This is a genomic window from Nesterenkonia aethiopica, from assembly GCF_039534665.1.
In the GTDB taxonomy this organism is placed as follows: domain Bacteria; phylum Actinomycetota; class Actinomycetes; order Actinomycetales; family Micrococcaceae; genus Nesterenkonia; species Nesterenkonia aethiopica.
In genome coordinates, this window is sequence record NZ_BAAAVT010000002.1 from 134,334 (window position 1) to 154,883 (window position 20,550).

General features: G+C 70.1%; 17 protein-coding genes, 1 tRNA gene, 1 other RNA gene and 1 pseudogene. 8 read left to right on the plus strand and 12 right to left on the minus strand.

All coding sequences use genetic code 11. The features are described 5' to 3' along the window. Positions 1-51 precede the first annotated feature (51 nt). Entirely contained in the window at positions 52-972 is a 921-nt protein-coding gene (locus ABD658_RS01910) for an Fpg/Nei family DNA glycosylase (protein WP_344682948.1), read from the minus strand. Between the two features lie 22 nt (positions 973-994). Further along, the gene (locus tag ABD658_RS01915) at positions 995-1,468 is read right to left on the minus strand and encodes a ribose-5-phosphate isomerase (protein WP_344682950.1); all 474 of its coding nucleotides are present in this window, start codon (positions 1,466-1,468) and stop codon (positions 995-997) included. A 183-nt stretch (positions 1,469-1,651) separates the two neighbouring features. Between ABD658_RS01915 and ABD658_RS01920 the strand changes: the two are divergent. Together ABD658_RS01920 and ABD658_RS01925 are read left to right on the plus strand one after the other, a co-directional pair. Further along, positions 1,652-2,116 (plus strand): annotated as a pseudogene (locus ABD658_RS01920) (OsmC family protein); the annotation flags it as partial. A 354-nt stretch (positions 2,117-2,470) separates the two neighbouring features. Beyond that, entirely contained in the window at positions 2,471-2,866 is a 396-nt protein-coding gene (locus ABD658_RS01925; RefSeq protein WP_344743748.1) for a globin, read from the plus strand. A 30-nt stretch (positions 2,867-2,896) separates the two neighbouring features. On the opposite strand, the gene ABD658_RS01930 is transcribed toward ABD658_RS01925, so the two are convergent. Beyond that, positions 2,897-3,724, minus strand: coding sequence for a DUF8185 domain-containing protein (locus ABD658_RS01930; RefSeq protein WP_344682954.1), 828 nt, complete (start codon positions 3,722-3,724; stop codon positions 2,897-2,899). Between the two features lie 238 nt (positions 3,725-3,962). Between ABD658_RS01930 and ABD658_RS01935 the strand changes: the two genes are divergently transcribed. Continuing rightward, positions 3,963-4,988 carry an acyl-CoA thioesterase gene (locus ABD658_RS01935; protein ID WP_344682956.1) on the plus strand — a complete coding sequence of 342 codons (1,026 nt, stop codon included), beginning with the start codon at positions 3,963-3,965 and terminating at the stop codon, positions 4,986-4,988. 48 nt (positions 4,989-5,036) lie between these two features. On the opposite strand, the gene ABD658_RS01940 is transcribed toward ABD658_RS01935, so the two are convergent. The 3 genes from ABD658_RS01940 to ABD658_RS01950 form a co-directional block, all read right to left on the minus strand. Next, on the minus strand, positions 5,037-6,287 hold the full coding sequence (locus ABD658_RS01940) for a glycosyltransferase (protein ID WP_344682958.1): 1,251 nt from the start codon (positions 6,285-6,287) through the stop codon (positions 5,037-5,039). Positions 6,288-6,487: 200 nt separating this feature from the next. Further along, complete coding sequence (locus ABD658_RS01945) at positions 6,488-7,945, minus strand: DUF2079 domain-containing protein (protein ID WP_344682960.1); 1,458 nt, start codon at positions 7,943-7,945, stop codon at positions 6,488-6,490. A 1-nt stretch (position 7,946) separates the two neighbouring features. Beyond that, a tRNA-Arg gene (locus tag ABD658_RS01950) sits at positions 7,947-8,019 on the minus strand. Between the two features lie 299 nt (positions 8,020-8,318). Between ABD658_RS01950 and ABD658_RS01955 the strand changes: the two genes are divergently transcribed. Both ABD658_RS01955 and ettA read left to right on the plus strand, forming a co-directional pair. After that, the gene (locus ABD658_RS01955; RefSeq protein WP_344682962.1) at positions 8,319-8,858 is read left to right on the plus strand and encodes a single-stranded DNA-binding protein; all 540 of its coding nucleotides are present in this window, start codon (positions 8,319-8,321) and stop codon (positions 8,856-8,858) included. 55 nt (positions 8,859-8,913) lie between these two features. Next, a complete protein-coding gene (ettA, locus tag ABD658_RS01960; RefSeq protein WP_085437043.1) occupies positions 8,914-10,596 on the plus strand; it encodes an energy-dependent translational throttle protein EttA in 1,683 nt (560 codons plus the stop codon). 176 nt (positions 10,597-10,772) lie between these two features. Here ettA and ABD658_RS01965 read toward each other — a convergent pair whose 3' ends face one another. The 4 genes from ABD658_RS01965 to ABD658_RS01980 all read right to left on the minus strand — a co-directional run bounded on the left by ABD658_RS01965 (position 10,773) and on the right by ABD658_RS01980 (position 15,026). Continuing rightward, on the minus strand, positions 10,773-12,239 hold the full coding sequence (locus ABD658_RS01965; protein WP_311024352.1) for a glyceraldehyde-3-phosphate dehydrogenase: 1,467 nt from the start codon (positions 12,237-12,239) through the stop codon (positions 10,773-10,775). 200 nt (positions 12,240-12,439) lie between these two features. Continuing rightward, positions 12,440-12,852: RNase P RNA component class A (rnpB, locus tag ABD658_RS01970), an RNA gene on the minus strand. 169 nt (positions 12,853-13,021) lie between these two features. Further along, positions 13,022-13,525, minus strand: coding sequence for a hypothetical protein (locus ABD658_RS01975; RefSeq protein WP_344682966.1), 504 nt, complete (start codon positions 13,523-13,525; stop codon positions 13,022-13,024). Between the two features lie 16 nt (positions 13,526-13,541). Beyond that, on the minus strand, positions 13,542-15,026 hold the full coding sequence (locus tag ABD658_RS01980) for a flotillin family protein (RefSeq protein WP_311024354.1): 1,485 nt from the start codon (positions 15,024-15,026) through the stop codon (positions 13,542-13,544). A gap of 240 nt (positions 15,027-15,266) precedes the next feature. On the opposite strand from ABD658_RS01980, the gene ABD658_RS01985 reads away from it, so the two are divergent. From ABD658_RS01985 to ABD658_RS01995, 3 genes are all read left to right on the plus strand, one after another. Beyond that, positions 15,267-16,190, plus strand: coding sequence for a magnesium chelatase ATPase subunit I (locus tag ABD658_RS01985; RefSeq protein WP_344682969.1), 924 nt, complete (start codon positions 15,267-15,269; stop codon positions 16,188-16,190). Further along, entirely contained in the window at positions 16,187-18,115 is a 1,929-nt protein-coding gene (locus ABD658_RS01990; RefSeq protein WP_344682971.1) for a VWA domain-containing protein, read from the plus strand. Before ABD658_RS01985 ends, ABD658_RS01990 begins: the two co-directional genes overlap by 4 nt. Before the next feature lie 73 nt (positions 18,116-18,188). Continuing rightward, positions 18,189-18,971: a YaaA family protein gene (locus ABD658_RS01995; protein ID WP_311024357.1), complete on the plus strand. Its 783-nt coding sequence runs from the start codon at positions 18,189-18,191 to the stop codon at positions 18,969-18,971. A gap of 85 nt (positions 18,972-19,056) precedes the next feature. Here the strand turns inward: ABD658_RS01995 and ABD658_RS02000 are convergent, their stop codons facing one another. Then, complete coding sequence (locus ABD658_RS02000; protein ID WP_170922537.1) at positions 19,057-19,509, minus strand: reverse transcriptase-like protein; 453 nt, start codon at positions 19,507-19,509, stop codon at positions 19,057-19,059. Positions 19,510-19,589: 80 nt separating this feature from the next. Further along, positions 19,590-20,513: a Nif3-like dinuclear metal center hexameric protein gene (locus tag ABD658_RS02005; RefSeq protein ID WP_344682974.1), complete on the minus strand. Its 924-nt coding sequence runs from the start codon at positions 20,511-20,513 to the stop codon at positions 19,590-19,592. Between the last annotated feature and the right edge of the window lie 37 nt (positions 20,514-20,550).

Consider the following 20,550-nt stretch of genomic DNA (forward strand, 5'->3'; position numbering starts at 1 on the left):
CCTGCCGGAGCGCGCCGCCGCGCCTCGACTCCGCCCGCGCCCGCAGGCCGGTCACCGTTGGCAGCCAGGGCACCAATAGAGGGTGCGACCCTGGAGCTCTCGGGCGGCGATGGCCTCTCCGCACCGCAGGCAGGGGGTCCCGTGATGCCGGTAGACCCAGTGGCGACGTTCTGCCTCCGGATGCGAGGAGACCCGATAGTCATGCGTGGCCTCGGACGGCGGCGGATCCGGGGTCCGCACCGTGCGGATCACGCCCTCCCGGACTCCGTCCCGCAGCTGGTCGGTGAGTCGGCGCCACAGCGCGGCGGCCTGCTCCGCCGGGAGCTGTCGTGCGGGCATGTCCGGGTCGAGGCGCTCCAGGAAAAGCGACTCCGCCCGATAGATGTTCCCGACCCCTGCGATCACACTCTGGTCCATCAGCGCGGCGGCCAGCGGGGTCCGACGTCGAGCCAGGCGTCCGGCGAAGCTCTCGATCATGTCATCGAGGGTCGCCCCCTCCGGCTGACGCAGCGGATCGGGACCGAGCCGGGCGATCACCTCGCGGTGCTCCTCGGCGGTGAGGACCGCACACCTCGACGGTCCGCGGAGATCTGCCCATCCGTGAGGAGAGCGGATCCGGGCTCGGACCGCGCCCTCCGGAGCGGTGGGGACGATCCAGCCGTCGTCGTCGCGCCGAATGTCCCAGGCTTGCGCGGCGGCACGGGGTGCGCCCAGTGTGGCGGCGCCGTCGAAGGACTCGTCCCCCCGGAAGCTGAACGCCCCGTACAGGCCCAGGTGGACCTGCCAGACGTGGTGGCCGACGCGCACGAAGAGGTGCTTGCCCCAGGCCTCTGCCTGCTCCGGGGCACGTCCGTCCAGAAGGGCCGCGCCCGCGGCGAACCGGCCCTGCGGCGAGGTGACCTTCCACATCCTGCCCACGAACAGGTCGTCGATCTGCCGGGCGAGCCGGTGCAGCGTGTGTCCTTCAGGCATAGCTCGTCTCAGTCGTCGGTGCTCAGTCGACGATCTCGCCGGACTCCTCGTAGCGGGTGATCTTGCCGATCCGGCGCGCGTGACGCTCCTCGACGGTCCACTGGGCGGTCAGGAACGCCTCGACGATCTCGGTGGCTTCCGCGACGCTGTGCTGGCGGCCGCCGAGCCCCACGACGTTGGCATCGTTGTGCTCGCGGGCCAGCCGGGCCGTGTCCAGGTTCCAGGCCAGCGCGGCCCGGATGCCACGGACCTTGTTGGCGGCGATCTGCTCCCCATTGCCGGAGCCGCCCAAGACGATGCCCAGAGAGTCCATGCCCTGGCGACGGTCCTCGGCCACAGCCTCGGCGGCGCGCAGGCAGAACGCCGGGTAGTCGTCGAGCGCGTCATACTCCTGCGGACCGTGGTCGATCATCTCGTAGCCCTGGGCGCTGAGGTGCTTCACGAGGTGGGCGGAGAGCTCCATGCCGGCGTGGTCGGTGGCGATGTGGACGCGCATGTCAGGCGGTGTTCCTCTCGAGGGACGTCAGGTGGCGGGCGACTCATCGACGCCACCTGGTGCTGTGGCGCCGATGACATCCTATGAGGAAATCGCGCTCGTCCTGGAACGCGTTGCGCCGCGAGGGGAGCCTGCCCGACGGACGGTATCGTGAGAGGCACAGGCACCACAGATGGGGAGAGCATGCAGATCGACCAGCACACCTTCCGGGTGGAGGTGGCCTGGAGTGACGACGGCGGAACGACCGGGCCCCGAGACTACCGACGCGAGCACACCGTCACAGCGGTGCTGAGCGAGCGGGAGTCCTCGCGCGGGCTGGAGTCCCCGCCTCCGCTGACGGGGTCCGCGGCCCGGGCCTTCCATGGCGACGCTGAACGGTGGAACCCGGAGCAGCTTCTGCTCGCCGCCCTGGCACAGTGCCATACCCTCTCCTATCTGCACGCGGCCGCCGCGGCGGGTGTGGTGGTGACCGCGATGACCGTGCACGGCACGGCCGAGCTTCGGGTCCACGGCGACGGTTCCGGGGAGATCACCGCGGCAGTCCTCCGCGCCGAGGTGACGCTGGCCGATGAGAGCCTGCGCGCACGGGCCGATCAGCTGCATGCCGAGGCCGCCGAGCGGTGCTTCATCGCCCGGAGCGTGAACTTCCCGGTCACCCATGAACCGGTGTCCCCGTTCCGGTCCACCGGCGCCTTCGACCGCGGCACCTCCCCCAGCAGGTCCACTCCACCCGAGGCTTCCTCACCTCAGGGGTCCGCACGCGAGGGCTCGGAGGATCGGGCCCCTCGTCCCGAGTTCTCGCGCCGCCTCGGTGCTCCGATCGCCACAGTCCGTCCGGTGGGACGCGCCCCGTCGCAGGTGAGCGGCCTCCCGTCGACGGAACGGCCCACCACGGAGCCGCCCTCCGCCGACGGGGAATCGTCCTCCGACCATGCGGCGACGGCGTCCGCCCGTCCCGCCGGTGCCGACATGGGATACTTGCCCGCACCCGGAGGACTGCCGATGGGTGACCCTGCACCGGCCCCGGATCAGAAGTCCTTCTTCGAGGAGGTGGGCGGCCACGAGACCTTCCAGCGGATCGTCGACGTCTTCTACGACCAGGTGGCCGAGGACCCTGATTTCCGCGCGATGTATCCCGAGGAGGACCTCGAGCCCGCCAAGCGGCGGCTGCTGATGTTCCTCGAGCAGTACTGGGGCGGGCCCCGGACCTACCAGGCCGAACGCGGCCATCCGCGACTGAGGATGCGCCACATGCCTTTCCGCGTCGATGCCCAGGCGCGAGACACCTGGCTGCGGTACATGCGACGAGCGGTGGAGGCCGCAGACCTGTCCCCGATGCATGAACAGATCCTCTGGGACTACCTGGAGCGGGCGGCCCACTCCATGGTCAACAGCTGAATCATGCCGCGGCGTGAACCGCGCCGCCGCTCAGATCCCGGTCCGGCGGCACAAGATATGACCACCGGCTGAGCTCAGGCGCAGCCAGCGACCCAGACCGTGCACGGCGGTGCGCCCGCCGGAGCCCTCCGGGCTCAGGAAGTTCAGCGCGTGAGAACCGAACGCCGCACCGGCCGGAACCGCCTGCGCCGCTGCAGAGGCCGCCGTCCCCTCGGACGCAGCGGGGCCGTCAGCGGGATCCGCAGGTGCCGACTCGGCCTGCACATCGTCCGTGGAGGCGCCCGCGGTGGACTCAGCCGCAGTCTCAGCGAGGCTGCGGCCCCAGACCCGCTCACGGACCTGCTCCACGACCGCCGCGCCGGCCGTCTCCGGCACGGTCCGGGCGATCTCCGCGATGCCGTGCTCGGCTGCGGCACGCACGACGTCGTCCTCCAGCTCCCCCAGGGGCTGCCATCCCGTGCGCGGGGGCGTCACGGCGGCCCACGGCACGCTCAGCCGGCTCGGCGGCAGCGGCAGCACGGTCTCCGCCGGGTTCATCCGGGCGAGACGCTCGGTGATCGCGCTCAGCTCCACGGTGACGTCGGCTCGGGACGACCGGGTCAGAGCCATGGTGCGCAGCCCCAGCACCGCAGGCAGTCGACCCACCAAGGAGCTGGGCGTCATCACCGGCACCCAGGCGGCCAGCACCGTGCCCACGGCCTGGAGCCGGACGCCCTGCTCCTGGATCCGGCGGGCACGCCGGATATAGGTGTGCAGGTCCTGCAGGGCCACGGCCTCCGCGAAGTGCAGCTCCCGCGGCTCCTCAGAGGCGCGCGCGGAGGAGGGGTCGGGCGAACGGGGTCCGGGGGTGCTCGTCATGGCGGCCATTCTTCCAGCTGCCGCTTCGGGAACCGGTCCCCGTGGAGGTCTGTGACGGGGCATGTCCGCACGGGGCGCTCCCCGTCACCGACACACCGCAGCGGCTCACGGGGCCGCCCCGCAGAGCCTGCCGCTGACCACGCGCTGCGCTCGGTAGAGTGGTGTTCAGTCCCGCCCCGTACCAGCCGGTACCATCCTGTGCCGCCCTCCCCACCAGCCCGCCCCCTCCGGAGGTCCCATGTCTGAGCGTCCGTACCGCGTCCCCACCCCCGCAGAAGCCGTGGACCGTCTGGTGGGCATGCTGGACCTCGAGGATCTCGCCCCGGCCGACGGCGAGCCCGACGCAGAGGAGCGCTTCCTGGGACCGGTCTTCGACCAGGCCTTCTGGCGAGTCTTCGGGGGTCAGGTGCTCGCCCAGTCGGCGATCGCCGCGATGAGGACCGTGGATCCGGAGCGGGTCATCCATTCCGTCCACGGATACTTCCTCCGCCCCGGTGATGCCACCAAACCGATCGAGATCGGCGTCGAGCGGCTCCGCGACGGGGGCTCGTTCTCCGCCCGACGCAGCCAGGCCTATCAGGACGGGCGGCCGATCCTGTCGATGATCGCGTCCTTCCAGCGGCCGTCTCCGGGGCCGACGCATCAGCAGGACATGCCGCTGGACATCCCCGGACCGGAGGAGCTCGCCGCCCCGCATGAGCTCGTCGGGCACGTGAAGCACCCTGTCATGCAGGAGTGGGCCCACGGCAGGCCCTTCGAGATCCGTCATGTGGACCGCCCCATCTACTTGGAGGAGGACACGCTGCCCCGGGCCGCCAACGCGGTGTGGATGCGCACCCGCGGCCCGCTGCCGGACGATCCGAACGTCCACCGGGCGGCGATCCTCTATGCCTCCGACTACACGTTGTTGGAACCGGTCCTGCGACGCCACGGGCTGTACTGGGCCAAGCCGGGGATGAAGGTGGCCTCCTTGGACCACGCGATGTGGTGGCACCGGGAGGCGCGCGCTGACGAGTGGCTCCTCTACATCCAGCGCAGCCCGAGCGCCCAGAGCTCGCGCGGACTGGGTGCGGGCGCCATCTACACCCGTGACGGAGCCCTGGTGGCCACCGTGGCTCAGGAGGGCATGGTGCGTCGTCCCCACGGACTGAAGCCGCGCATCCAGGAGCGCGTCCAGCAGTCGATGGTGCGCAGTTCACGCACCCAACGTCGTCTTGAGCGGCAGTATGGCAGCACATGGGCCTCCCGCTATTTCACCCGATGAGCTGTCTCGCCCGCTTCTCCGGCGCGTCGCCTGGCATGATGCGCCGCCTCATCCGGTGAAGGCCGAGGCGGGGCTCAGACTGCGGTAGAGGCGCAGGCTCGCCGTCGCGGTCGCCGCCCAGGAGTATTCTTCGGCTCGCACGGACGCCGTCGTGCTGTACCGCTCCCAGGCGCGCCGGTGGAGGACCAGCCAGCGCATCTGTTCCGCCCATGCCGCGGGGTCCAGCGACCTGATGAGCCGGCCGCTCCGGCGGTGGGTGACCAGTTCGGAGAGCCCACCGACGTCATGAGCCAACACCGGGGTCCCACAGGCCATCGCCTCCAAGGCCACCAGCCCGAAGGACTCGCTGTAGGAGGGCATCAGCACAGCGTCGGAGTCGCGGAACAGGGATGCGAGCTCGGGGTGCGGCAGCGGGTCTGTGGTGCGCACCAGATCCGCCACTCCGTGGTGGGCGGCCAGTCGCCCGATGTCCAGGGCATCGTCGCCGCTCTGGCGACCCGCCACTGTGAGCTCCACCGGAGTGTCAGGCATCATCCTGCGGAACAGTCCCAGCGCCTCCACGGCGACCTGCGGGCCCTTATGGGGCTGCAGGCGTCCGGCGAAGGTCAGCCGCAGGGGTCGACCCTCCAGGCTGAGGCGGGGGTCCTCGCCTTCGGGCGGGTGGAAGACGCTGAGGTCGACGCCGGGGCGCACCGAGGTCACGTCTTCCGCCTCCACGCCGAAGAGCCGCACCAGGTCGTCACGTTCGCGGGCGGTGTTCGCCGTCAGGGCGTCCGCTGAGCGTGCGATGGCCGCCTCGGCCGCGTCGCGACGGTGGTCCTCCGTCGCCGCCGGATCGCACTCCTGCTTCACCGCGCCGATCGTGTGCATGGTATGGACCAGCGGCACCTGCAGTCTGCGCGCCATCAGGGTGCCGGCCAGGCCGGAGATCCAGTAATGGGAGTGCACCGTGGTCAGCTCGGTGCCGTCGACGGCGGCCAGGCTTCGCAGCGCGCGCCTGGCGAAGGACTCGACATCGTCGACGAGGCGATTCTTGCCGCCCGGTCCTCCCGCGCTCAGCTGGTGGACCCGCCTCCCGTCGTCGAGCAGGCGCACGTGGTCGTCGTCGTCACCGGTGGTGACCAGGTCGACGCAGACCCCGGCGGCCCTCAAGGCCCGGGACAGCGAGTTCACGTAGACGTTGAGTCCGCCGGCATCGCCCGCGCCGGCCTGGGCCAGCGGAGAGGTGTGCAGACTCACCATCACGATGCGGAGCGGCGAGGGCCCTCCGCAGGGGAGCGTGGTGGTGGCGGTGGCCAAGATGCTGGTCCTCCGTGGGCGGCTGATGCGGTGCAGGTGACCGGAGCTCCGGTCAGCCGTCCGACTCTGGTCACGACGGCTCTCTCCATTGTGCCTGAGCCGCGGCCTTCCGCGCGCCCTGCGTCGCGCCAGTATCGGGAGACGGACCGCTCTCGGCCATCCGGACGGCAGGCTCGGAGCGCCGCGGCCCATCCTTCAGTTCAGCGCCGGAGATAGTCCGCACATCCGGCCGCAGCGTCCTCCCCCACCTCGCGGGTGAAGACCCACAGGCCCTCATCGTCCTCGATCACAGGCTCGAAGCCGAGTCGGTCCGCCCGGGCGAAGGCCTCCTGAGGAGTCAGCGGGTCACTGCCGCCCAGCTCGTCGACACGGTCATCGATGATGAGCCACATCAGGCGATCGTCGTCCGTGGTGCCGTTGAGCCCGACCCTCGTCCGGTCCACCAGATGGGGCACCGCGGTGTCCGCTGCCTCGACACAGACGCCGTCGGGGATCCGATCCACCGCACGGAGGTGGGCCTCGGCCCGGTCCGTCATGGTCCAGTTGTCCCCGGTGAGCGTCCGCTGGAAGGGGAACACCTGGGGGAAGAGCAACGTGCCCACCAGGGTCACCGCCAGCACCGTCGACGGCAGGGCGACGGCGATCCGCCGTCCGGCGCGCGGACCGGTGCGGCCTGCGATCCGCCGGACGACGTCCAGGGCGGCGAGCAGGAACACCGGGGCGAGGATCGCGTCGTACTGGTAGACAGGGGCCCAGACGTTGAGCCTGTCGTTGAACAGGCGTGACAGGAGGATGGGGGCCCCGATGATCACATACGGGGAGGCGAAGGGCAGGAGCCAGAGCGGGAGGAAGTGGAGCAGCCACAGGCCCACCTTCAGGGGGTGGTCGAACAGGACTGCGACGGCGTGCCAGGGCTGGGTGAGCATGAACACCACCGCGGCCCCCGCCGAGGCGCCCAGAGCGGTGTACTCCCAATATCCGAACTCCCCCGCCGGAGAGAAGTGCGGGATGACGACCTCCGTGGCGAACCAGAATCCCAGTACGCCCAGGGCGGCGGTGACGGCCGCCGGGAGCCACTGACGACGGATCGCCAGCACGAGTGCGACCGCCAGCAGGGTCACGCCCAGATCCTCGCGGACCAGCAGCAGCGCGGCCGAGAGTCCGACCGCCAGCCATGGGCGGTGGCGTTCCATGGCCCAGATCACCCACGCGATGAGCGGCACACCGAACGCGATCTCGTGGAAGTCCCAGTTGACCATCGCCTGGAACGGCCAGAAGAGCAGCACCGCGGCTGCGCTGAGGATGGCCGGACCGTGGCTGAACCAGGATCTGACCACCAGGTACACCGGGACCGCGGTGGAGACCAACAGCGCCGTCATGGCGACGTTCAGCATGCGGGGGTCGCCCCAGATCCAGTACAGCGGGGCCAGGGAGGCGATGATCGGGTGGAAATGATCCCCGAGCAGGTGGAAGTCTTCGCCCTTGATCGGCACGATCGGCGCCTCGAACAGCGCATACTGACGCACCGCCTGGTCGAAGATGCCCAGGTCATAGCCCTTGGCCTCGAAGTTGCGGAACCGCAGCAGCGAATGTGCCAGGTACAGCAAAGAGGCCGCCGTCATCACGGCGGCCAGCTGCCATCTCTGTGAACGCGTCAAGCGCCCCGGGAGGGATTCGAACCCCCGACCGGCGGATTAGAAGGCCGCTGCTCTATCCCCTGAGCTACCGAGGCTGGCACTGGTCGGTCACCACGGCACGTCCACGCGCGGTCGGTGCGGCGGTTCCCCTCCAGTCCGATGGACCAGTCTACCGACTTCTCTCCTCCACAGGCGACCTGCCCCTGCGCTCGACACGCCGGGGTCTCCACAGGGCTCTTCGGTTCCCTCGCGGAGGCCGCCGCTCTCCGCGCAGACTGGCGTGACCGGGCACGACGACCCGGACACGGGTCCGTCACCGCGGACAGCCCGCCCCGCCAGCGGGGACCCCAGACGATCGGACCGCAGGGTCAGCACACCATTCCAGGAGGACACCATGACCGAGACCATCACCGTCCGAGGCTTCATCGGCAACGACATCCGACACATCACCACGGACAAGGGCCTGCCGATCTCCACTTTCCGACTGGCCTCCACTCCTCGACGCTACGACCGGGAGCGCGGCGAATGGGTGGACGGCGAGACCAACTGGTACACCGTCACCAGCTTCCGAGCCCTGGCCCAGAACGTCCACTCCACCCTGGCCAAGGGCGACCCGGTGCTCGTCACGGGGAGGTTGAAGGTGCGGCAGTGGTCCAACGACACCGGTCAGCGAGGCACCTCGGTGGAGATCGACGCCGACGGCGTGGGACACGACCTGACCTTCGGGACCAGCTCCTTCACCCGACTGGGAGGACAGCAGGCGGACTCCTCCGCCGGCTGGGGCGCTGCCAGCGGCCCGACCTCTCCGGCCGACCCGGAGCAGGACCTCCGAGCCCTGTCGGCCGCGGCGGAGGAGGCGGAGGAGGCGGAGGGCAGTCCCTCCGCATGGGACGGCCACGACTCCGAGGAGGAGCCTGTCGCCGCCCCGTTCTGAGCCGACTCCCCGAAGCATTGGGCGAACAGGCCCCCGGCCGACTAGCCTGGAGGGCATGGCAGAGTTCATTTACACCATGGTCAAGGCCCGCAAGAAAGTGGGCGACAAGGTCATCCTCGACGACGTCACGATGTCGTTCTACCCCGGCGCGAAGATCGGCGTCGTGGGCCCCAACGGGGCGGGGAAGTCGACGATCCTGAAGATCATGGCGGGCCTCGACCAGCCCTCCAACGGTGAGGCCCGACTCTCTCCGGGCTACTCGGTGGGGATCCTGATGCAGGAGCCCCCGCTGAACGAGGAGAAGACCGTGCTCGGCAACGTCCAGGAGGGCGTGGGCGAGATCTACGGGAAGCTCCAGCGGTACAACGAGATCTCCGACGAGATGGCGAATCCGGACGCCGACTTCGACTCGCTCATGGAGGAGATGGGCAAGCTCCAGGAGCAGATCGATGCGGCCAACGCCTGGGACCTGGACTCCCAGCTGGAGCAGGCCATGGACGCCCTGCGCTGCCCGCCCGGTGACGAACCGGTCACCCACCTCTCCGGTGGTGAGCGTCGTCGTGTGGCCCTGTGCAAGCTCCTGCTGTCCAAGCCGGACCTTCTGCTGCTGGACGAGCCCACCAACCACCTCGACGCCGAGTCCGTCCTGTGGCTGGAGCAGCACCTCGCCGACTACGAGGGCGCGGTGCTCGCCGTGACGCACGACCGGTACTTCCTGGACCACGTCGCCGAATGGATCTGCGAGGTCGACCGCGGTCGGCTCTACCCCTATGAGGGCAACTACTCCACGTACTTGGAGAAGAAGCGCGCCCGCATGGAGATCCAGGGCAAGAAGGACGCCAAGCTGGCCAAGCGACTCTCCGAGGAGCTCGACTGGGTCCGCTCCAACGCGAAGGGCCGTCAGACGAAGTCGAAGGCTCGTCTGGCGCGCTATGAGGAGATGGCCGCCGAGGCGGAGCGCACGAAGAAGCTCGACCTGGAGGAGATCCAGATCCCGCCCGGGCCGCGCCTGGGCACCCAGGTCATCGAAGCGGAGGGTCTGCAGAAGGCCTTCGGGGACCGCCAGCTCATCGACGGGCTGTCCTTCTCGCTGCCGCGCAACGGGATCGTCGGGGTCATCGGCCCGAACGGTGTGGGCAAGACGACGCTGTTCAAGTCTGTCGTGGGCCTCGAGGACCTCGACGGCGGTGAGCTGACCGTCGGCGAGTCCGTGAAGATCTCTTACGTGGATCAGTCTCGCGCCGGCATCGACCCGGACAAGTCGCTCTGGGAGGTCGTCTCGGACGGCCTGGACTACATCAAGGTGGGCAACGTCGAGATGCCGTCGCGCGCCTATGTCTCGGCGTTCGGATTCAAGGGGCCGGACCAGCAGAAGAAGGCCGGCGTGCTCTCGGGTGGTGAGCGCAACCGACTGAACCTGGCGCTGACCCTCAAGCAGGGCGGCAACCTGCTGCTGCTGGACGAGCCCACCAACGATCTCGACGTGGAGACGCTGGGCTCGCTGGAGAACGCCCTGCTGAACTTCCCGGGATGCGCCGTGGTGATCTCCCACGACCGCTGGTTCTTGGACCGGGTGGCGACTCACATCCTGGCATGGGAGGGCACCGAGGAGAATCCCGCCCAGTGGTACTGGTTCGAAGGGAACTTCGAGTCCTACGAGCAGAACAAGGTGGACCGTCTCGGTCCGGACGCGGCCCGCCCGCACCGGGTGACCCACCGGAAGCTGACCCGCGGCTGAGCGCCGACTCAGCTGCGGCAGAGCACGGCCCGCGGCAGAGGCCCCGGCGGCAGGATCCAGGTCCGGATCCCGCCGCCGGGGCCTCTGTCATACGGATGCCCTCCGACGTTCGGCGCCGCGCTGCAGGGGCGCTGCAGGGGCGGTGCGGAACGGCGCGCGTCGCCGCGGGGCCGCGTTCAGGCCGGCGTGGCGGCCAGCTCCTCGACGCGGGGGTACTTCACCGGGGCGGCATCGGTCATCTGCTCGAGGGTACGGATGACCTGAGCGGAGTAGCCGAACTCGTTGTCGTACCAGACGTAGAGGATCGCCTGGCGACCGTTGACGATGGTGGCCAGGCCGTCCACGATGCCGGCCGCACGGGTTCCGACGAAGTCGGTCGACACGACTTCGGCGGAGTCGATGTAGTCCACCTGCTTGTGCAGCGGCCCTTCCAGGGATTCCCGGCGCAGGAACCGGTTGAGCTCCTCCTTGGTGGTCTCCCGCTCCAGCTCCAGGTTGAGGATGGCCATGGACACGTCCGGGGTGGGCACGCGGATCGCGTTGCCGGAGAGTCTTCCGGAGAGCTCAGGAAGCGCCTTGGCGACCGCTTTGGCCGCGCCGGTCTCGGTCAGGACCATGTTGAGCGCTGCGGACCGACCGCGCCGTTCTCCCTTGTGGAAGTTGTCGATGAGGTTCTGGTCGTTGGTGTAGGAGTGGACCGTCTCGACGTGTCCATGGTCGATGCCATAGGCCTCGTGCATGAGCTTCGCCACCGGGGTGATGGCGTTGGTCGTGCAGGACGCGGCGGAGAGGATGCGGTCCTCCTCGGCGATGTCACCGTGGTTGACGCCGAAGACGATGTTCTTGATGTCCCCCTTGCCAGGAGCGGTCAGCAGGACGCGGGAGACCCCTTCGGCCTGCAGGTGCTGGCTCAGCCCCTCCTCGTCACGCCAGCGGCCGGTGTTGTCCACCACCACAGCATCCTGGATGCCATGGGCTGTGTAGTCCACAGCAGCCGGGTCGTTTGCGTAGATCACCTGGATGTAGGTGCCGTTGGCGATGATCGCCTGGTTCTCCTCGTCGAGTCGGATGGAGCCGGCAAAGGGTCCGTGCACGGAATCCCTGCGCAGCAGGGAGGCACGCTTCGCGAGGTCGTTCTCCGAGCCGCGGCGGACCACGATCGCCCGAAGCCGCAGCCCGGAGGCGGAGGACGCGCGGCTGACGAGGATGCGGGCCAGCAGGCGCCCGATGCGACCGAAGCCGTAGAGCACGACGTCTCGCGGCTCGGAGCCGCCCTCGCCGCCGCGCCCCACCACCTCGGCCAGCTCCCGGCGCAGGAACTCGGTGAGGTCGGCGGAGCCCGAGGCCTTGAAACGGGCGTTGAGCCGGGCGATGTCCACGCTGGCGGCCCCGAGGTCCAGGGTCGTCAGGGCCTCCACCAGCGGGAGAGTCTCGGAGATCGGAAGCTCAGTCTCGTCCACCTGGCGGGCGAAACGGTGGGCCTTGAGGATGTCGATGGCGGACTGGTTGACGAGCTTCCGTCCGTGGATTCCGGTCACCACGTTGTTCTCGCGGTAGAGCCGTCCGATCAGCGGGATCATGGCCTCGGCCATCGATTCCCGGTCGATCCACTGCTGGAGATGTTCGTCAGCGGGGTTCGGCACAGTCTGGTTCCTTCCGTGAAGACGTCATTGTCCTGGGCGGAGGCCTCGCGTCGGCGGTGTCGTCGCCGGGCGGGTGGTCGAAGCGTTCCTGGTTCCAGTCTAGAGCGTCGTCACGGCGACGAATGCCGCAGGGTCCGCAGCAGCGGCCGGATGTGATGCAGCACACTCCCGCCAGCCGGGATCGGCGGGCGGGACGTGGTGGGACGGGCCGGCCTGTACGCCGGATTCTGTGCCGCACCATGGTGCGGCGGCCATCATCCATCTGGGCACCGTGTCGCCACGGGCCTCGAGCGATCAACCCGGATGCTCGGGCGGGCCGCCCTGATGACGCATCCTGTTCGACCTTGCACCGGATGGGGTTTGCCGAGCCGCGGCAGTCACCTGCCGCGCTGGTGGTCTCTTACACCGCCGTTTCACCCTTGCCCGCATCGCACGCCTCAGGCGGCTCAGCGGGCGGTCTGTTCTCTGTGGCACTGGCCTGCGGGTCTCCCCGAGTGGGCGTTACCCACCATCCTGCCCTGTGGTGTCCGGACGTTCCTCGACGTCGCAGTTATCCGCCGCACACCCTGGTGCTGGCGGGGCCTTGCGGCGCCGCGATGGCCCGGCCGACCCGTCCCGGAGGTCCATCGTACGCCAGTCAGGCGGCCCGCTCGCACCGCGGCCCCGCGGAGGTGACCCACCTCTCTTCCCGGAGATCGTCCCTCCGGTCCTGGCATCGGCGGCCTTCTCGACGTCGCACTCCGCCCCGGGGCGGCCGCCCGGTGCCGGCCAGCCGGAATCCTTCAGGGCCGAGTGCTCTGCCCCGTGACCCGGAGCCGAGTCGGCGACACGACCTCGGTGACCACCAGCTGGTCACCGTGGGAGACGTCATGCTCCGCCACCGCGGAGATCTTCAGGGGCTGCCCGCGGTGCGAGACCAGGAACTCGAAGGGCGCCCCGGCCGGGGCGCCCGTCAGGGCGCGGCCCGTGCGGCCCACCACATCCTCGAGACGCTCCTGCGGGACTTCGCCACTCCTGACCACCTTCATCGTGGCGCCCGTGATGCCGAGGACGATGACGGCGCTGAGTCCGGCCACGATCAGCGCTCCCGCCAAACCGAGGTCGAGAGCTCCCCGTCCGATCCATCCGCCGTAGCCGGCGCCGGCGACTGCGGCGCAGACCGAGGTGGAGGAGATCAGCCCGTCGGCGCCGAGATCAGGCATGACGGAGTCGAGCAGCCCGTCCAGGATGAAGGTCAGCGCCGTGAGCACGGTGAAGACCAGCGCCAGGACGACGAACCCGATCATCGTCGTGGACCCTCCGTCAGTCGCGGTCGTCGACGGAGAGGTCGTCGACGGAGGAGACGTCGCCGTCGGCGGTCTGAGGGTCTGACGCCGACCCCTGAGGGCCGACGACGCCGGCATCGACCGTTTCTGAGGAGCTCGAGCCCGAGGTGAAGTCACGCAGCAGCGCCCGCACATCGATGCCGAATGCGGAACTCGCCAGCTCCACGGCCTGATTGACGTTGTCCACGCCGTTCTTGACGACCTTGTTCGCGCCGGCCGAGTCGATCACGGTCAGGGAGTCGATGTTGTTCATGGGGGCTGCGGCCTCCCGGGCGATCTCCGGCAGCGCCTCGATGATCCGATCCATGATGGCCGCCTGCCCGAAGCTGCGGTAGGCCTCGGCCTTCTCACGCAGCGCAGAGGCCTCCGCCTCTCCCTTCTCGCGGATGGCCGCAGCCTCTGCCTCACCTTCGAGCCGGATGGCGCGGGCTTCCTTCTCGCGGCGCTCCAAGTCGGCCTGGGCGGCGAGGCGGACGCGCTCGGCCTGAGCCTGCGCCTCGGCGACTTCGGCGACGCGCCGGGCCTCGGCCTCCTGCTCTGCCCGGTAGCGGTCGGCGTCGGCCTGCTTGTGGACCTCGGCCACGAGCTCCTGCTCACGGAGCTCGGCCCGGCGCTCCGCCGTCTCACGCTGCTGGTCCACCACCGCGCGCTGAGCCTCCGCCTCGGCGCGCGGGCCGGCCGCAGCCGCCTTGGCCTTGGCCTGGTCGGTCTCCTCGCGAATGGTGGCGTCCCGCAGATCGAGCTCACGCTGTGATTCGAGGATCTCCTGCTCGGCGGCGATGCGGGCACGTTCCGACTCCCGCCGCGCGTTCTCCTCGGCGATGTCCGCGTCGCGCTTGACCTTGGCGGCCTCCGGACGGCCGAGGTCGACCAGGTAGTCGTTGTCGTCCCGGATTCCTTGGATCTGGAAGGCATCCAGCAGCAGGCCCTGATTGGTCAGCGTGGACTCGGACTCGTCCAAGGCGCGGGAGGCGAAGGCCTCACGCTCCCGATTGACCTGCTCCACCGTCATCGTGCCGAGGATGGAGCGCAGCGACGCCTCCAGGACGTCCTTGGTGAAACGCTCGATCTCCTGCTGCTGCCCCAGGAACCGCTGGGCGGCGGCGCGGATCGAGTCCTCCTTGCCGTCGACCTTCACCAGTGCCACGGCCTCCACATGGAGGTTGATGCCGTTCTGGGTGATCGCCGACGTCTCCAGGAGCACCTTCCGGGACTCCAGGGAGATGGAATCGGCCTTCTGGACGAAGGGCAGGACGAAGACCCCACCGCCCTGGACGATCTTCTGACTGGCGGGAAGTTCGGAGTCCGGGCTCCGCTTGGACCCTGAACCGGAGACGATGATCGCCTCATTGGGCTTCGCGACGCGATAGCGGGCGACGACCGCCGCCGCCGCGATCACGACGACGAGAATCAGGCCGATGATGGGGACGAGCAGACTCGCCCCGAGGAATGTCTCGAGCATCAGGTCAGTACCTCTCCAGCTGGAAGTCCGTCAGACGTGCCTCGGTGGAGGACGGGAGGCCGCGCGCACCGTCCGCCACCGCGGCGACCAGCCGTCTCCGCAGGTCAGAATCACCCAGACCCCTCACGCCTGTGTCCAGCGAGCGTATCAGTGAGCTCCAGCACACTGAAGCGCTGTGACGGCGCCGTCAGACGTACCTTTTATTGCGAACGCTTCGCATTTACCGTAGGGTCGTCGCCTGTGTTTCCCTTCACCGCTGTGCTCGGCCAGGACGAGCTGAAGAACTGTCTGATGCTGTGCGCCGTCGACCCGGAGATCTCCGGCGTGCTGGCTCTCGGCGACCGCGGCACCGCCAAGACCACCACCATCCGAGCGCTGGGTCACCTGCTCTCCGCCCATGGAGTCGAGATGCCCGTGGCGGAACTCCCCCTGGGGGCCGCTGAGGATCGGGTCGTGGGCAGTCTGGACGTGGACAGGGCCCTTCGCGGAGAGATGGTCTTCTCCCCCGGGATCCTGGCCCAGGCGCACGGCGGCATCCTCTACATCGACGAGGTCAATCTGCTCGATGACTTCCTGGTGGACCTGCTCCTCGACGTCTCCGCGTCAGGGGTGAACCGCGTGGAGCGGGACGGTCTCAGCCACGTCCATCCCGCGCGATTCGTGCTGGTGGGCAGCGGAAATCCCGAAGAGGGCGAGCTGCGCCCCCAGCTGCAGGACAGATTCGGCCTCGCCACCGAGGTCCGCACCATCCGCGACCTGCGTCTGCGTCGAGAGATCGTCCAGCGTCGGCTGGAGCACGACGCCGACCCGGCGAGGTTCGCCGCGCTGCACCAGGACCGCGAGGCCCGGCTCGCCGAACGCATCCTCCGTGCGCGGGAAAGGCTCAGGCACGTCGAGGTCCCGGAGCGCGTGCTCGACCGTGTCGTCGACGTCTGCGTGGAGTCCGGCGCCGTGGGCCATCGCGCCGACCTCGTCCTGGCTAGGACCGCACGGGCGCTGGCAGCGATGGCCGGCCGTGACGCGGCGACGGAGACGGACGTCGCGCAGGCCGCCGCCCCCGCGCTGCAGCACCGTACGCCGGCCCGACCGGGTGAGAGCGCCACCGTCCAGGCGGCCCGGGTCAAGCTCACCGCGGCCCGCGTGCTGGGACTGCGCGCGGCATGAGCTCCCGCCGCCGCCGGCTCGCCGAGGACCTGGCCGACACCAGGTCGAACGCGCCTGACGGTCCCTGGGAGCCGGTGATGGAGGCCTGGACGGCTGGGGCTGAATGTGGCCTGCTGTGCGCCGGCGACCCGGTGCTGGCCCAGACCGCCTTTCGGCGGCTGCAGGATCACGCCGACGTCGTAGTGGGCCACCCGGACCGGTGGGAGTCCGACCAGCTGGCCATGATCGACCGCTCCAGGGTCCTGGCGCTGGCGGAGACGATGGGCGAGGTCCCGGCTCCGCTGCTGCGACGGTGCACGGCGATTCTGCGGTTCGACCCGCCGGGGACGCGCTCTGCCCGGACGTCCCCGGACCAGCCCGAGCTGACGGGGACCGCGCTCGAGGGCGAGGACCTCCTCACCGCCGTCGTGATGATGCTCGACCGAGCCGGGTGCCAGGACCATGGCCTCGACGTGGCCGCCTCCCGGTTGGCCATCTCGCTGAGCGCCAGGATCGGGAGCGGACGTGCGGCGGACCTCGTGGCGCGCACCGTCGCGGCTCCTCGCGCCGCCTGCACCTCCGCGACGGAGGATCCGGGAATTCCGCCCCTCCAGGAACCGACCGGAGCTGACGATCCCTCTGACACAGAGCCACCATCTGGCCCGGACTCCCCCTCAGTCTCCGCACTGTCCGGTCCCGCCCCGGACGATCCGAGCGATGGGCCAGATGCCGACGACGGGCCCGCTCAGGACGGACCGACCCCAGAGGACCGGACGGACACCGGCTCTCCCCCCGATGCGCCGACGCCCGAGACGACAGCCGGGGAGTCCTCGGATGCGCGGGAGGTCGGCTCGGAGGACGAACCTCAGGCTGGGGACCACGCCCCGGCCTGTGACGACGGCCCCCTCGAGGGGATCGACGGCGCACAGCACGACGCCAGGGCGGAGAGCACCACAGCAGAGGGGCCCACCGCCCGGGAGACCACTGCCCAAGAAGGCGGCCCGCCCGGAGGTGCTGCGAGCCTGGACGACCCCGGCGCGCTCGAGCTCGCCCTGCCTGACGCGCCCGAGGGGCAGCTCGACGGCCCCACCGGGATCCACGCCACGCTGCGAGCACCGCTCAGCCAGCGCAGAGCCCTGGCCCGTCGGCACCTGGACGGCCGCGACGGTTCCCGGAGCCGGTCCCAGCACCGGGGGGCCGCCTTCCGGGAGGTGGCCGTCGAGCGTGCCGGCGGCATCATCGCGGCTGCGCCCACTCTCCGCCGGGCCGCCCGCCGTCGGGGTCTCGGCCGCCGGAGCGAAGGGGACATGCCAGGCCGCCGGCCGCTGGAGTCGAGCTCCAGGCAGGATCCTGCCGAATCCCAGGCTCAGTCGCCCACCGCTTCCGCCGCCGACGTCGTGGTCCGACGTGAGGATCTGCGCGGAGTGCTGCGTCGACGCCGCGGAGGGACACACAGCGTGATCGTCATCGACGGCTCTTCCTCCCTGCGCAGCTCCGGCCTCTCGCAGGCCTCACGCACGCTGTCCGATCTGGTGAGCAGCACCGCGTCACGGCGCGGGACGGTTTCGGTGGTCCTGGCGGCCGGATCCGTGCCACGGCTGCTCGTGGGACCCACCACCAGTGCCGCCCGAGCCCGACTGTCCCTGGACCGGGTCCCCGCCGGAGGCGGCACTCCCCTGGTGCCGGCGCTGGACCTCGCCGCCGAGCTCCTCGAGGCCGAGGAGCCCCAGCATCGGCGGGTGCTGCTGGTGACCGACGGTCTGCCGACCGTCGGCCGCGGCGGGAGGCACCTGCCTCCCCGGACAGCCCAGGAGGAGCTGCGGCTCCGCATCGGTGAGCTGGTCGTCGACGGCACGGACGTGGCCGTCATCCCGGTGGGGGCGAGGTCGACCAGCACACGTCAGGCGATGGACTCCCTGCGACGCGCCGGTGCGCGGGTGCTCTGAGGTCAGGCCAGAGCCCAGCACGGCGCTATGGGCCGGTCCGCGTCACCGAGCAGACCGCTGGTAGCCTGCTCCGGTGCTGATCTTTCTCCCTCCCTCCGAAGGCAAGACCGCTCCGGACCCTGACGGTACGGCGCGGCTGGACCTGGACTCGCTGATCCTGCCGGAGCTCGCCGAGCAGCGGCGCACCGCCGTGGACGCCCTCATCCGGGTGAGCCGACAGTCCGACGCGCAGGAGATCCTCAAGGTCGGTGCGAAGGTCATGGGCGAGGTGGAGCGCAACCAGCAGCTCTGGGAGGCACCCGCCGCACCGGCCCATGACGTCTACACGGGGGTGCTCTTCGAGGCGCTCGGAGCGCCTGATCTGTCGGCCACTGCGCTGGGGCGCGCGGCGGAGAAGGTGCTGGTCTTCTCGGGCCTCTTCGGAGCCACGTCGTTCACGGACCGGATCCCGGCCTACCGGCTGTCCATGGGTGTGGACCTCTCCCCCGCCGCCGGAGACGGACCGGGCCGACTCGGCGGGTACTGGCGAGGTGCCCTGGCGGAACCGCTGCGTGAACGGGTCGGCGACCAGCTGGTGCTGGACTGTCGCTCCTCCGGCTATGCGGCGGCCTACCGTCCGCACCCGGAGCAGACTCTGGTGGTCAACAGCTTCACCGAGCGTGAGGGCACGCGGAAGGTCGTGACCCATTTCGCCAAGCACGCCCGAGGAGAGCTCACCGGCATGGTGCTGCGCGCCGAGCAGATGCCCGAGACCGTGGATCAGGTGGCCGAGCTGGCGGCCGAACGCTGGGACGTCGAGGTCCGCCCGGCGGCTGGTCGCACGCCCCACCAGCTGGACCTCATCGCCGCAGGCTGAGCCTGCGCGCGGCCCGAGCCTCCGGCGCTCGGGTCCGGCCCTCGGAAGCGGGGCAGAGGATACGCCCCTGAGGATCCCGCCCTGCTCAGGCGCCGGGCCGCACGCGGCTCCTCGCCGGATCCCAGTCCTGGCCGGCGGCGGCGGCGTCCATGGCCTCATTGCTCAGCGCGTCGGCGTCGCCGTTCTGGGCACGCGGGATCCAGGTGAAGGTCACGTTCATCAGCGGCAGGATCTGGGAGGCCTCCTGGGCCAGCCGCTTCATGTCGGCGTGCTTGATCTTCCATCGACCGCTCATCTGCTCGACCACGAGCTTGGAGTCCATACGCACCTCGACGGCGGCCTCGGGGTCGATCTCCCGCACCAGCTTCAGGCCGTCGATCAGTCCGGTGTACTCAGCCACGTTGTTGGACGCCTTCCCGATGGGCGTGGCCTTGGTGGCGAGGATGCGGCCGGCCTCGTCGCGGACGAGGGCCCCTGCACCGGCGATGCCCGGGTTGCCGCGGCTGCCGCCGTCGGCCTCGATGATCAGAGTGGTCACGTCTCTCCTGTCAGGTCCTGCAGCGGGTCGATGGCGTCGCCGGGCGCATCCTCACCGAGAGGAGGACGCTCTCCGCCGGTTCACCGGCCAGGAGTGATGACGAAGTCCCAGGGGTCGGTGTTGATGCCGCTGACGGCGACCTCCACATCGTAGCCGCGATCCGCCAGGGCACGGTCCAAGGCCTGGGCCGCGGCGGGCAGCCACAGCCATTCGCTGGCGAAGTGGGAGACGTCGATCAGGTAAGGGCGTCCGTCGCGCACCGCCTCCCGCGCCTCGGATGCCGGATGGTGTCGAAGGTCACCGGTGATGTACACATCGGCGTCTGCCTCACGGGCGGCACGCAGCAGACCGTCGCCGGCGCCGCCGCACAGTGCCACACGCCGGATGAAGGCATCCCGATCCCCGGCCACCCGCACCCCTCCGGCGACGGCAGGCAGGATCGAGAAGACCGTGGCGGCGAAGTCGCCCAGCGTAGTGCCCTGGGGAAGGGAGCCGATCCTGCCCAGCCCTTCCTCCGCGAGCCCGTCTTCGGCAGCCTGCAAGGGCTCCGCATCCTCGAGGCCGAGGATCTCCGCCAGCACGTCGTTGACCCCTCCGACCGCCGAGTCGCCGTTGGTGTGGGCGGTCAGCAGGGCACATCCGGACTCGATGAGCCGGTGCACGATCTCGCCTTTGAACGACCCCGCCTCGACGCTCTGCACCGGCCGCAGCAGCAGCGGATGATGGGTGATCAGCAGGTCCGCCTCGGCCGAGCACGCCTCCTCCACCACCGTGCGCACGGGATCGACGGCGAAATGGATCAGCTCCACGGGCCGATCCCGCCGGCCCGTCACGAGCCCGACGGCGTCCCAACTCTCCGCCAGCGAGGACGGCCACAGCTCCTCGATGATCTCGAGCACGTCCTGCAGCAGCGGCACACGGCGGCCTGCGACCACAGGAGGCGCGGGGGCGACACCGGACGGAGCCGGTGAGGAGTGGGTTCCAGGGCCGGAATGGTCTGCCATGCCACCAGTTCTACCCTCTCCGCGGGGATATCACCAG